The 12661-nt window shown below is 71.7% G+C and carries 13 protein-coding genes and 1 pseudogene; 8 read left to right on the forward strand and 6 right to left on the reverse strand.

Features of this window, described 5'->3' with window-relative positions; genetic code table 11:
- Positions 1–8 precede the first annotated feature (8 nt).
- Positions 9–638: a hypothetical protein gene (locus tag K1T34_RS44250; protein ID WP_220240600.1), complete on the reverse strand. Its 630-nt coding sequence runs from the start codon at positions 636–638 to the stop codon at positions 9–11.
- Positions 639–1056: 418 nt separating this feature from the next.
- On the opposite strand from K1T34_RS44250, the pseudogene K1T34_RS44255 reads away from it, so the two are divergent.
- Positions 1057–1747 (forward strand): annotated as a pseudogene (locus K1T34_RS44255) (cobalt transporter).
- Positions 1748–1931: 184 nt separating this feature from the next.
- On the opposite strand, the gene K1T34_RS44260 reads toward K1T34_RS44255, so the two are convergent.
- Entirely contained in the window at positions 1932–2936 is a 1005-nt protein-coding gene (locus K1T34_RS44260) for a cation diffusion facilitator family transporter (RefSeq protein ID WP_220240601.1), read from the reverse strand.
- Positions 2937–3003: 67 nt separating this feature from the next.
- Between K1T34_RS44260 and K1T34_RS44265 the strand changes: the two genes are divergently transcribed.
- The 4 genes from K1T34_RS44265 (at position 3004) to K1T34_RS44275 (ending at position 4874) form a co-directional block, all read left to right on the forward strand.
- Positions 3004–3366, forward strand: a complete 363-nt coding sequence (locus K1T34_RS44265) for a metalloregulator ArsR/SmtB family transcription factor (RefSeq protein ID WP_220240602.1) — start codon at positions 3004–3006, stop codon at positions 3364–3366.
- A gap of 91 nt (positions 3367–3457) precedes the next feature.
- Complete coding sequence (locus K1T34_RS54120; protein WP_255637899.1) at positions 3458–3865, forward strand: transposase; 408 nt, start codon at positions 3458–3460, stop codon at positions 3863–3865.
- The gene (locus K1T34_RS54125) at positions 3813–4367 is read left to right on the forward strand and encodes an IS5 family transposase (RefSeq protein ID WP_255637898.1); all 555 of its coding nucleotides are present in this window, start codon (positions 3813–3815) and stop codon (positions 4365–4367) included. The genes K1T34_RS54120 and K1T34_RS54125 overlap by 53 nt, the downstream gene beginning before the upstream one ends.
- Before the next feature lie 9 nt (positions 4368–4376).
- Positions 4377–4874 carry a MarR family winged helix-turn-helix transcriptional regulator gene (locus tag K1T34_RS44275; RefSeq protein WP_220240603.1) on the forward strand — a complete coding sequence of 166 codons (498 nt, stop codon included), beginning with the start codon at positions 4377–4379 and terminating at the stop codon, positions 4872–4874.
- A gap of 334 nt (positions 4875–5208) precedes the next feature.
- Here the strand turns inward: K1T34_RS44275 and K1T34_RS44280 are convergent, their stop codons facing one another.
- A complete protein-coding gene (locus K1T34_RS44280) occupies positions 5209–5688 on the reverse strand; it encodes a single-stranded DNA-binding protein (RefSeq protein WP_220240604.1) in 480 nt (159 codons plus the stop codon).
- 195 nt (positions 5689–5883) lie between these two features.
- Here K1T34_RS44280 and K1T34_RS44285 point away from each other — a divergent pair, with 195 nt between their 5' ends.
- A complete protein-coding gene (locus K1T34_RS44285; protein WP_220240605.1) occupies positions 5884–8094 on the forward strand; it encodes a glycoside hydrolase family 15 protein in 2211 nt (736 codons plus the stop codon).
- A 204-nt stretch (positions 8095–8298) separates the two neighbouring features.
- Here the strand turns inward: K1T34_RS44285 and K1T34_RS44290 are convergent, their stop codons facing one another.
- The gene (locus K1T34_RS44290) at positions 8299–9126 is read right to left on the reverse strand and encodes an SDR family oxidoreductase (RefSeq protein WP_220240606.1); all 828 of its coding nucleotides are present in this window, start codon (positions 9124–9126) and stop codon (positions 8299–8301) included.
- 91 nt (positions 9127–9217) lie between these two features.
- Between K1T34_RS44290 and K1T34_RS44295 the strand changes: the two genes are divergently transcribed.
- The gene (locus tag K1T34_RS44295) at positions 9218–10090 is read left to right on the forward strand and encodes a helix-turn-helix domain-containing protein (protein ID WP_220240607.1); all 873 of its coding nucleotides are present in this window, start codon (positions 9218–9220) and stop codon (positions 10088–10090) included.
- On the opposite strand, the gene K1T34_RS44300 is transcribed toward K1T34_RS44295, so the two are convergent.
- Entirely contained in the window at positions 10023–10892 is an 870-nt protein-coding gene (locus K1T34_RS44300) for a hypothetical protein (RefSeq protein ID WP_220240608.1), read from the reverse strand. The genes K1T34_RS44295 and K1T34_RS44300 overlap by 68 nt on opposite strands.
- Positions 10889–11890 carry an SPFH domain-containing protein gene (locus K1T34_RS44305; protein ID WP_220240609.1) on the reverse strand — a complete coding sequence of 334 codons (1002 nt, stop codon included), beginning with the start codon at positions 11888–11890 and terminating at the stop codon, positions 10889–10891. The genes K1T34_RS44300 and K1T34_RS44305 overlap by 4 nt, the downstream gene beginning before the upstream one ends.
- 82 nt (positions 11891–11972) lie before the next feature.
- Between K1T34_RS44305 and K1T34_RS44310 the strand changes: the two genes are divergently transcribed.
- Positions 11973–12659, forward strand: coding sequence for an NUDIX domain-containing protein (locus tag K1T34_RS44310; protein ID WP_220240610.1), 687 nt, complete (start codon positions 11973–11975; stop codon positions 12657–12659).
- The last annotated feature ends 2 nt before the right edge of the window (positions 12660–12661 follow it).

Below are 12661 nucleotides of genomic sequence, written 5' to 3' on the forward strand. Positions count from 1 at the left end.
TCGACAGTCTACGAGAGCGCGGCCAGGAGTCCGAAGTAGACGGCGCCGCCCACCACCACGCCCACGAAGACGCCGCTGGTCACCTCGGCCGTCGTGTGGTCGCCCAGCTCCACGCGCGACCACGCGACCCACAGCACGAACGGCATCAGCAGGAGCAGCCACGGCCCGTACACCCACACGAGCATCACCGTCGCGCCCGCGGCGACCTCGGCGTGGATGGAGATCTTGAACTTCAGCCCGAACGTGATCGCCACCGCCACCACGAGGCACGCCAGCTCGGTCGCCGTGAGCGCGATCAGTTCTTCAGGAGCCCCACCGACGATCAGCGCCACGAACCCCGCCGCCAGCGAGGCCAGGCACACCGCGAGCGGCACCACCCGACCCGCCCGGTTGGTCACGTGGTGCGAGTCCCACTTCCCGCGCCGCGCCCCGCGCACGATGACGGCCATGGGAATCAGCGATCCCGTGACGCCCACGACGAGCCCCCACAGAACCGTCGCCCCGACCCGGTGGCCGGTCACCTCCCACGCCACTGCGAGCGGCAACCCCAGCACCCACACCCACGGCGCCAACACCTCCGTCGCGACGCGCGCCGCGCCCCGCCGAACCCCACCGGACGCCGAGACGGTCGAGGACATCGGTCTCCTTGCGTTGGGGATCCGCGGTTTTCGCGGACAGCTTGGAGATCTTACGGCGTTCCGCATTGGCCTTTGCGGAGGTCTTCGGTTCAGGGTCTGTCAAAGAGATCGTACTTTTCAGCGCATGCGGAGCTGTGAAACCCGCGAACCAGCCCTCGCCCGAGCCGGCCGCGTCCCGGCAGACCCGACGCCGTGCCGCATCCTCATCGCCGTCCTGACGGCGTCGCCTACCCGGCGCGCTTGGCCGAGACGCACGGGTTGACCAGGCTCAACGAGCCGCGGCTCGCGCCGGCGGCTGTCGAGGAGAGCCGGGTGCGATTCGGCTGGTCTTTCGCTGCGCCGGAGGCTTGAGCCAAACGGCAACGCGTGGTTGGGGGTCGGTTGTGGGCGACGACCTGCTCGGCACGGAGGTGGCGTGATGAGTCACGAGGCGCGGGTCGAACCCGCGGCTGCCGACGAGTGCTGCGGCGGTGCCGATTGCTGTGCGCCCGAGCCGGCTTCCTCGGGCGTTCGTCCTCGGGCGTTGGCGGTGGCGGGGGCGCGTGTTGGCGCGCCGGGCGCGGTGGCTTGGCCGATGGCGCACAACGTGGTCGAGGCCGTGGTCGCGCTGGTCGCGCGGGAGGCGGCGGACTCGGGTGCGCTGATGGCGTTCGGGCTGGGATTCAGTGGTGGAGGTGGCGTCCGAGGCGGCGGTGGCATGGCAGTTCGCCGGGGCGGATCCGGAACGGCGGGAGCCCCCGGCGCTGAAGGCGATCGGTGTGTCGTTCTTCGCGTTGGCGGCGTACGTCGTGGCCGACGCCGTGGGGGCGCTGGTGCGAGGCGCGAGGCACTCGACCGTCGGGATCGGGCTGGTCGCGGTGTCGCCGGCAGTGACGCCGGTGCTGTCGGGCGCGCAGCGCAGAGCCGGCCGCGAGCTCGGCTCCGCGAGCGCCGTGGCCGACTCCAGGCGGACCCTGCTGTGCCCTTACCTCTCGGCGGTGTTGCCGGCCGGGCTGCTGCTCAACACGCTGTTCGGCTGGTACTGGGCCGATCCGGTCGTCGCGCTGGTCATCGCGGTGGTCGCGGTGCCGGAGGGCCGCGAGGCCTGGCTCGGGCCGCACTGCTGTTGAGTGTGCGCCAGCCCGCGGTCGCGGCCCAGCCACCACTGCAACCCCCGCAGCACCACCGCGAACGCGATGAACACGCCCACCAGCAGCACCGAACCGTCGAGATCACTCACCGCGCGCCCTCTTCCCACGCATCACCCTGACGAACCCCAGCGTGCGGCGGCTCGGCTCGGCTCGCCTCCGGCGCTCACGCTTCCTTGACGCCCGCGGGAACGACGTTGACGTCACGCGCCGGGTGCGCGTGGATCAACGCCCGCGCGAGCCGCGGCAAGGCCGTCGCCATGCGCTGCTCGGCGGTGTGCGCGATGCCGTGCGCCTCGGCCAGCGTGCGGCCCGGGTCGACCGACACCTCTGCCTCGGCCGCGAGGGTGTGGCCGATCCAGCGCAGCCGGATCACATCGACGCCCAGCACGCCGGGCGTCTCGGCGAGCGCGTGCTCGGCGTCGTCCACCAGGTGCGGGTCGACGGCGTCGAGCAGCCGGCCGAACACCTCGCGCGCGGCGTCGCGCAGCACCAGCACGATCGCCACCGTGATGAGCAGGCCCACCACCGGATCGGCCCACGTCCAGCCGACGAGCGCCCCGCCCGCCGCGAGCACCACGGCGAGGCTCGCGAACCCGTCGGTCCGCGCGTGGAGCCCGTCCGCGACGAGCGCCGCCGACCCGATCTGCCGCCCGACGCGGATGCGGAAGCGCGCGACGAGCTCGTTGCCCACGAAACCGATCACGCCGGCGAGCGCCACCCACCCGGCGCCCGTGATCGGGCGCGGGTTCAGGAGGCGGTCGATCGCCTCGTATCCCGCGAGCGCCGCGGACCCGGCCATCACCACCAGGATCACCAGGCCGGCGAGATCTTCGGCGCGCCCGAGCCCGTGCGTGAAACGGCGCGTCGCCTGCCTCCGCGCGAGCAAGAACGCGACCGCGAGCGGCACCGCGGTCAGCGCGTCGGCGAAGTTGTGCAACGTGTCGCCGAGCAAAGCGACCGACCCGGTGAACCCGACCACCACGAGCTGGGCGACCGCCGTCGCCAGCAGCCCGGCGAACGACAGCCACAACGCGCGCATCCCGGAGCGGCTCGCCTCGAGCGTGTCGTCGACGAGCTCCGCCGACTCGTGGCTGTGCGGTTTCAGGGCGTGCCTGAGCCGGGTCCAGTGCCCGTGGCCGTGCCCATGCCCGTGTCCTGCGCTTTCCATGTCCGGAACGGTAGCAGAACGAATGAAGATATGTTCATGTCTCCTGCGGTGTTCTAGTCTCCTCTCCATGGGACACGGGGTGGAAGGGCGCCGCCGCCCCGCGGGACCGCTCGACGCGACCACCGCGGCCGCGGTGGCCACCACGCTGCAGGCGCTCGCGACCCCGAGCCGCTTGCTGATCCTCAGCGCGCTGAGCGAACAGCCCCTCGCCGTCGGCGACCTGGTGGCCGCGGTCGGGATGGAGCAGTCGGCCGTGTCGCACCAGCTGCGGCTGCTGCGCAACCTCGGGCTGGTCGTCGGCACTCGCAACGGCCGCAGCATCGTCTACAGCCTGCACGACAACCACGTCGCCCAGCTGCTCGACGAAGCCGTCTACCACAGCGAACACCTGCGGCTCGGGGTCGCGGACCGCGCGGGGGAGGCCGGGTAGGTCGCGCCGGCTTCGGGGTGTGTCTCGGGCGGTGGGTGCTCCCTTCGTTCGCCTAGGGCGTGTCTGACAAACATCGTCTGTGGCAGCTGGGATGCTGTCGGTCGTGTCGCGGTTTCAGTTGCTGTCAGACGAGCAGTGGGCGTTGATCAAAGACTTGTTGCCGGCGCGGACCGGTAAGCGGGGTCGTCCGTTTTCGGATGCGCGGGCGATGGTGGAGGGGATCGTCTACCGATATCGGTGTGGGATCGCGTGGCGGGACGTGCCCGAGGTGTTTGGTTCGTGGCAGACGATCTGGACCTGGCATCGCCGGATGGCGGGGGACGGCACGTGGGACATGGTGCTGCAGCGGCTGCTCACCGCCGCGGACGCGGCCGGGCAGATCGACTGGGCGGTGTCGGTGGATTCCACGATCGCGCGGGCGCATCAGCACGCCACCAACGTCAGGCGTGTCACGGGGGGCTGGGTCGAATTACACGGATCTGCTCGCCGAGCCGCCTGATCACGCGATCGGCCGCTCCCGCGGAGGCTGGAGCACCAAAGTTCACCACCTCGTCGACGGCAACGGGCGGCCGCTGGTAGCTCTGGTCGGGCCCGGCCAAGCCGGGGACGCGCCGATGTTTCCGCACCTGATGCGACATCTGCGCGTCGCTCGAATGGGGCGTGGCCGGGCGCGCACCCGTCCCGACCGGGTCCGGGGCGACAAGGCCTACTCCTCGCGAGCGATCCGCGGGCACTTGCGCACCCGCGGCATCACCGCCGTGATCCCCGAACCTGCCGATCAGGTCGGGCACCGCGCACGGCGGGGTTCACGAGGCGGCCGCCCACCAGCGTTCGACCCGGTCGACTACCAAGGCCGCAACGTCGTCGAACGCGGCTTCAACCTGCTCAAACAATGGCGCGGCCTGGCCACCCGCTTCGACAAGTTGGCCATCGTCTACCGCTCCGCAGTAGTCCTCCATGCCGTGATCACCTGGACCAAGGCTTTGTCAGACATGCCCTAGACTTCAGGTGTGAGTGAGTCTTGCGATGCCGTCGACGAGGTCATCGCGCAGTGGCGGCAGGAACGGCCGGATCTGGACCTGTCCGCCATGGACGTGTTCGGCCGGCTCGCCCAGCTGACCCGGCTGGTCGAGTCCGCGGTGGAGCGCGTGTTCACCGAGCACGGCCTGCGCCCCGGCGAGTTCGACGTGCTCGCCGCGCTGCGCCGAACGGGCCCGCCCTACACACTCACCCCCTCCGAGCTCTCGGCCGCGCTGATGACTTCCCGCGCCGGCATGACCAACCGCCTCGACCGCCTGGAGGCAGCGGGGTACGTCGAGCGCAGCCTCGACCCGGCCGACCGCCGCAGCTTCCGCATCACCCTCACCCCCGCCGGCCGCGACGTCATCGACGCGACCCTCACCGACCACGCGGCGGGTCTCGCGAAACTCCTTTCTTCGGCCACCAGCCCCGACGACGCGGCGACGTTGAGCCGCATCCTCAAGGCCATGCTCGCCGAACTCGGCTGACACCGCGGCGGACGACAGCCTGAATCATCCTTTGTGGACGGACCCAGGGACGCCGGGTCTCGGCCACCCGCGACGACGGTGGTGAGGCGACCGCCGCGAACTGGCCGCCGTGCCGCCACGACAGCCGGCACGGCGTTCCGGCGCGGCGGCCACCAGGCAGGCTCGACCGCCGTGCCGGCGGCGCTGATGGCCATCCGCGCCATCCCCGTGCCGACGGACAAGTGACAATTTTGCAGGCCGCCGCGACTGCAGTGGACCGAGTGCCATCAGTTGGCCGCTGCGCTTTCGCGACGGCCAGTAGTGGGCGTGCTTCACCGTGCGCCGGCAGGCAAAGTCAGAACGGCGGATCCCCCGCACCCGCCGCGACCGGCATCCCGGCGGCGGCCTGGGACCACGGGCTGTCGGAACCGCCCGAACTCTCCGGGGAATCACCAGCAGGCGGCCCGGAACGGTTGGCGCGGTTGACTTTTGCCGTGGCGTAGCGCAGGGAGGGGCCGATTTCGTCGACCTGGAGTTCCACGACGGTGCGGCGTTCGCCTTCCTTGGTGTCGTAGGAGCGTTGGGTGAGGCGGCCCTGGACGATGACCCGCGCGCCGCGGGTGAGGGATTCCGCGGCGTTTTCCGCGGGCTGGCGCCAGAGCGCGCAGCGTAAGAAGAGGGCTTCGCCGTCTTTCCATTCGCCGGAGGCGCGGTCGAAGGTGCGCGGGGTGGACGCGACGGTGAAGTTGGCGACTGCGGCGCCGGACGGGGTGAAGCGCAGCTCCGGGTCGGACGTGAGGTTGCCGACGATGGTGACGACCGTGTCTCCGGCCATGGTGTTCTCCTCGGGTTCCGGCGGCGCCCCGGGGTGAGGGCCGCTTCCGGGATTCAGGAGACCATCCGGGTACGACAGTTTCTCCGACCGTGGCCGTCACCCCATCAGGTGGTGTGCCGGAACCCTTCCTTCGGCCGTGGCCGGATCGGCGCCGCCACGGCACGATGGGCGGCCGAGGCTGCGGAGAGGGAGCGGATGAGGACCTGGAAGAAGGCGCGTGCGGGAGTGCTGGCGCTGGCATTGGTGGCGAGCATCGCGGCAACCCCCGCGAGTGGCACCGCGACCGACTGCTGCGGTGGCCCCTCGTCCTGGACCACCGGGGACAAGTCCGCACTCGGCACCTCGGCGACGACGCAGAGCCCCGTTTGGTTCACCGTCGCGAACGGCGTGACGTCCGAGGTCTTCTACCCACGCGTGGACGTCCCCGAGACGCAGGACATGCAGTACGTGATCACCGACGGCTCCTCCTTCGTCGACCTCGAACGCGACGCCACGAACCACGTCGTCTCGATGCCCGACGAGAAGTCCCTCGAATACACCGTCACCAACACCGCGAAGAGCGGCCGCTACCGCATCACGACCACGTATGTCACCGACCCGGCCCGTGCGACGCTCGTGACCCGCACCCGGTTCCAGTCGCTCGACGGTGGCACGTATCGGCTTTACCTGCTCGCCAACCCGTCCATGGCGGGTGGCGCGGGCGGGGACACGGCGTCGTGGGACGGCAGTGGGCTCGTGGCGAGTGGCACGGAGAACCTCTTCGGCACGACGACCACCGTCGTGTCGTCGCTGCGGGTGTCGACCGGGTTTTCCGCGCACGACAACGGATACTCCGGCGCCGCCAGCGACTGTCTCGTCGACCTGCGCGCCGATCATACGCTGGACGACGGGTTCGACTCCGTCTCCGGCGCCGGCAACGTCGTCCAGTGTGGACAGATCCCGGTCGCCGCGGACACGACCTTCACCGTCGCCCTCGGGTACGGCTCGACCGCACAAGCCGCGACGAGTGCGGCAACCGGTTCACTGACCGCGGGTTTCGGCTCGCTGGAATCCGGCTACCGCACGGGCTGGAGCTCCTACGTCGGCAGCCTCAAGCCCGCGCCGGTCAGCGTCTCGGGGGATCAGCAGCGGCGCCGCGCGTATTACGTCGCCGCGATGGCGTTGCACGCGGCCGAGGACAAGACGTTCCGCGGAGCCAGCGTGGCCGGGCTCGCGACGCCGTGGGGCGACGTCGTCAACGGCGACAGCCTCGGCGACGGTTACCACCGAGTGTGGGGCCGTGACCTCTACCAACAGGCCACCGGTCTCTTGGCCGCCGGCGACACCGCACAGCCGAAACGCATGGCGCAGTTCCTGTGGGGCTCGCAGTGGATCGGCTCGCCGACCGCCGGCGACGGCACGACGTACCCGGCCGGCGCCTTCCCGCGCTACAGCCCCGTGAGCGGCGTTGCCGGCGCCAGAGCCCAGCAGCTCGGGTGTTGCGAGCAGCTCGACCAGGACGCCGACGCGATCGTGCTCGCCTGGCTGACCGGTCTCACCGACGCCGCCACGTACGCGAAGGTCAAGGTCACCGCCGAGCACCTGCGCACGAGCGGTCCGGCCACGACCGAACGCTGGGAAGAGCAGTACGGCCGGTCGCCGTCGTCGATCGCGGCGGAGATCGCGGGACTCGTGACGGCCGGCGCGATCGCCCGCGCGAACGGCGACACCGCGAGCGCCACCACGTGGGAGTCCACAGCGGACTCCTGGCGGGCGTCGCTCGACTCGTGGACCGTGACGACGTCCGGTTTCTGGGGCGGTCACACGTACTACGAACGGCTCGACAAGGGCACCGACCCCGACGACGGCGGCCAGATCTGCTTCGACGAAGGCTGTTTCTACGAGCACGACGTGGTCGACTTCGGCTTCCTCGACCTCGTGCGGCTCGGCGTGCGCGCGCCGTCCGACCCGACGATCGCCGCCTCGATCGCCCCGACGGCCGCCGCGTCGGACGGCAACGCGCCGATGCAGGTGACCCTGCCCGACGGGGACGTCTACTTCCACCGCTACCCGCACGACAACTACGGCGAAAGCACCTCCGCCTGCACCGGCTGGCCCGCCGGCGGCCCGCAACGCTTCGGGCGGCTGTGGCCCGTGCTGTCCGGCGAACGCGGCGAGTACGAGCTCGCCAACGGCCGCTCGGCCGCGGTCTACCTCAAGTCCATGGCCGACGCCGCCAACGACGGTTACTTCATCCCCGAGCAGGTGTGGGACCGTTCGAGCGGCTGCTTCGCCTTCGGCCGTCCGACGGGCAGCGCCGCGCCCTTGATGTGGGCCGAGGGCCAGTACCTGCGGCTGGCGCAGAGCATGGACGCGGGCCACAACCTCGACACGCCTTCGGTGGTGAAGGACCGCTACGGCAGTTGAGGCCGCCGAAAGAGGAGGTGGCTCGCGGAAGGCGCGCGTGACGCAGATGACGCGGAGCATGGACTCGGCCGCTGATGCGCGGCTCGCACGCGACCGGTGGCGGAGGTCCGGCAAAACGCGGCCGGCGTCGCGGGCCGGCCACACCTCACGCGTCTCCGGTGGTGAAGCGCCGGCACGGCAGGTGAGGCGGTGGCACCGGAATGCCTACAGGTCCGTCGAGAACGCCACGCTCTTCTGCTCCCGCACCTCCGCCAGCCGTGCCTCCAGCGCGTCCGTGATCGCCGTCCACGCGTCGCTGCCCAGGACCAGGCGGCGGGGCGCCGGGGTCTGGTCCACGGTGGCGATCATGGCCGCCGCCATGCGGGCGGGGTCGCCGATGGCGAGGCTGGTGCGTTCCTCCAGGACCTGGCGGATGCGGGACGCCGGGGACACGGCGTAGGCGTCGATCTTGGGCGCCAGCTGCGAGTTGCCGTAGCGGAACTCGGTGCGGGCGCCACCTGGTTCGACGAGGGTGACGCCGATGCCGAAGGGCGCGACTTCGTCGGCGAGGGCGTCGGCGAAGCCTTCGATGCCCCACTTCGTCGCGTGGTAGAGGGAGCCGCCCGGCCAGGCGACCTGGCCGCCGACCGAGGAGAGCTGCAGGATGCGGCCGCCGCCGTCGGCGCGGAGGTGGCCCACAGCGGCGCGGATGAGCTGGATGGAGCCCAGCAGGTTCGTGTCGAGCTGGTGGCGCACCTGCTCGTCGGTGAGCTCCTCGGCTGCGCCCATGAGGCCGTAGCCGGCGTTGCTGACCACGACGTCCAGGCGCCCGAAGTGGGCGTGTGCGGCGTCGACGACCGGGCGGATGGCAGCGGTGTCGGTCATTTCCAGCAGGGTGACGTGGAACGCGGCGCCATACGACTCGACGAGGCCGGCCACCGAGTCGAGGCGGCGGACGGTGCCCGCGACGCGGTCGCCGGCGGAAAGCAGCTGTTCGGCGAGGTGCCGGCCGAAGCCGGTGCTCACGCCCGTGATGAACCAGGTTCGTGTCATGCCTCCAGCCTGGGCCGCCACAATACGACCAACCAGACCCCGCCGACAGGGGTGCCGGCAGGGCCACCTTCGGCGAATTATCGTGGGGGACATGGCGGGAAACGTGATCGGCGAGTACCTGCGCGCGCGGCGCGAGCAGGTGCGGCCGGAGGAAGTCGGGATCACCGTGAACGGCCACCGGCGCGTGCCGGGTCTGCGGCGTGACGAGCTGGCGATGCTCGCGGGCATCAGCACGGAGTACTACACGCGGCTGGAGCAGGGCCGGGATCGCCACCCGTCGGCGCAGGTGCTCGACGCCGTGGCGCGCGGGCTCCGCCTCGACCGCGAGGCGACCGCGTACCTGCACGACCTCGCCGACCCTGCGCCACGCCGTCGCCGCGCTCCGGCGAGCCAGGAGAACGTCCGGTCCAGCGTCGCGCGGCTGATCGCGTCGTGGGAACAGACGCCGGCGTACGTGCAGGGCCGCTACCTCGACGTCCTCGCCGCCAACCCGATCGCCGCCGCGTTGTCGCCCGTGTACACGCCGGGCACCAACCTGCTGCGCGCCGTCCTTCTCGACTCCGCCGCGCAGGAGTTCTTCACCGGGTGGGAGGCGCGGGTGGGCGGCCTCGTCGCGAGCTTGCGCGCCGCCGGCGAGCCGGATGATCCGCGGCTGGTCGGGCTGGTCGCGGAGCTGTCGGAGGAGAGCGAGCTGTTCCGCCGCCTCTGGCCCCGCCACGACGTGCGCCCGCAGCCGGGCGGCGGGACCCACCACCTGTGCCACCCGCGGGTCGGCGAGCTGGAGCTGCAGTACGACAAGTTCGCGGTCAGCGGCGCCGAAGACCAGCTGATGGTGATCTACCACGCCGAGCCGGGCACGCGGTCGGCCGAGGTACTCCGGAAGTTGTCGGAGGGCCTCAGCGGACCAGGTGGAACGCCCGAGCCGCAGGGGCGAACGTCACCGACTGCCCGCGCGTCACGGTGACCGCGTCGTTCTCGAGGCCGTCGCCGAACGCGCTGAGGTGGTCGGACTCGACGTCGATCGTCAGCGCCGAAGTCGTGAGCTCGCCCTCGGTGAGCGAGGTCGCGGTCGTGGGGGAGGGCCACGCTTCCCGGACGAACCACACGAGCCGGCGTTCGTCGGCGGCCGGCAGGCGCAGCGGGCTGTGCCGTTCCTGCCAGACCGACCGGCACCAGCCCGTGGCACCGGTGCCGGTGCCGACCAGCAGGCCCGACGACGCCTGCCGCTCGGGGCCGAGGCGGTAACGCGCGGTCTGGTGGCTCGGGTGGCCGAGGTAGATCTCGTTGAGCGCCAAGAGCTTCTGTCCGTCGTCGGCGGTCAGTTCGACCATCGTGCGGGGCTCGACGGAGTCCAGCGAGCGCAGCAGGTCCGCCGTGGCCTCGGCTGGGTGGCGCACCAGGACGCCCGACTCACCAGGCGTGACGCCGACGACGGGCTGGCCCGCCAGGTACTTCGCGACGTTCGCGACGAGCCCGTCCTGCCCGACGACGAGCACCACGTCCTCCGGCGTGAACAGGAAGCGCGACAGGTCCGCTCGCTCGACGCTGCCGCGGCGCCAGTCGAGGGGGATAGCGGCCGACACCGCGGTCAACGCCCGCCGCAGCGCGGCGTCCTGCTCTACCAGGTCACGCAGCGAACGGTCACCGAGCGAACGGCCGCGCGTGGCCAGGAAGAACTCCGCCTGGCCGAGCGTGCCGTGGCGGGCGAGCAGCTCGTCGAGCTCGGTGCGCCGGTGCACCACCACGGCCCGCGGGGCGAGGCTCACGACCCGATCCCCAGCCGGGCCAGCAGCGGGGCGATCAGGTCCGGCGTGAGTACGAGGCTGTCGATCTTCGGCAAGTTCGCGGCCAGCTCCTTCACGGCCAACGCCCGCAGCACCGGCTCCGGCAGGTCGCGGTACGCGGCGAGCCTCGCGGCCTCGCCGGCCGCCTCCGCTTCGCCGAGCGTGCGCGTGGCCTCGGCCTTCACGTGCGCCAGCCGCGTCTCCCGGTTCGCGCGCGCCTCGGTCTCGATGTGGTCGGCCGCCGCGGCTTCTTCGGCCTGACGCCGGGCGTTGGCGCCTCGCTGGACGTGCAGCTGCTCCTCGCGCCGGGCGAGCTCGATCTTGTTCTGCAGCTCGTTCTCGCCGATCGCGCGCTCGCGTTCCACGGCCAGCGCGCGCCGCTCGTAGGTCGCGCGGTCGGCTTCCTGCTGCACCTTCTCTCGTGCGGTCGTCTGCAGCGCCTTCTCGACCTCCGGCTCGGCTCGGATCGCGACGACACGCACGTCGAGCACGGCCGAACCCGTCTGCGCGAGCCGCGTGTCCTCCTCGGCCAGCCCCGCGCGGATGCGGTCGCGCACGGCGCCGACACCGTCCACAAGCGCCTCCGCGAGCGGCGTGCGGGTGAGCACGTCGAGGGCGTACTGCTGCACGTTCTCCGTGAGCAGCCCGCTGATCTGCGCCAGAGGGTCGCCGCGCCAACGGCCCGTGTCCGGGTCGACGGAGAAGTCGAGGCGCTGGGCGGCGAGCGCCGGGTCGACCACACGGAACGTGAGCGCGAGCTGCACCGTCACGTCCTGGAAGTCGGCGGTGCGCGCGTGGAAGAGCAGCGGCAGCTCGCGGTCGTCCACCGGGATCTCCGACAGGGCCGCGGCCAGTGGCCGGTACCAGAATGACAGCCCGGTGCCGTCGTGCACGAGCTTGCCGCCGCGCAGGTGCCGGATGTGCGCGGTCGGCACACCCCGCAGGTGCCGGAACCCGAACCGGCGCTTGATGTCCACCATGGGGCCTCCTTATCGTCGCCGTGACGATATGGGTTCGGCGGTCTTTTCGTCAAGCTGACGATTACGGTGTAGTGTGCGACACATGGAGGAGTTCCCGCCCAGCGCGGTCACCGTGGACCTCGTCGTGCTCACGATCACGGGGGAGCAGCTCTGCGTGCTGCTGGTGCGGCGGGGGATCGAGCCCTTCCGCGACGCCTGGGCGCTGCCCGGCGGCTTCGTCCTCGCCGACGAGGACCTCGACACCGCGGCGCGGCGCGAGCTGGCGGAGGAGACGGGCCTGGCAGCCGGCACCGTCCACATCGAACAGCTCGCGGGCTACGGCGACCCGGGCCGCGACCCGCGGCTGCGCGTGGTGACCATCGCCTACCTGGCGCTCGCGCCCGACCTGCCGGTGCCGCAGGCCGGCACGGACGCGGCCGAGGCGCGCTGGACCCCCGTCGCGAGCCTCGACCCGGCGACGCTCGCCTTCGACCACGCGAAGATCTTCACCGACGGCCTCGAACGGGCTCGCGCGAAACTCGAGTACACCCCGCTCGCCGCGGCGTTCTGCCCGCCCGAGTTCACGGTCGCCGAGCTGCGCCGCGTCTACGAGCTGGTGTGGGACGCGCGGCTGGACCCGCGCAACTTCCACCGCAAGGTCACGGGCGCCGAAGGACTCCTCGAACCAATCGGCACCACCACGACCCGCGACGGCGGCCGCCCCGCCCGGCTGTACCGGAGGGGGCCGGCCGAGCTGCTGTCGCCGCCGATGCTGCGTACCCGCGGTTGAGG

This window comes from Amycolatopsis sp. DSM 110486 (assembly GCF_019468465.1).
Lineage (GTDB): Bacteria > Actinomycetota > Actinomycetes > Mycobacteriales > Pseudonocardiaceae > Amycolatopsis.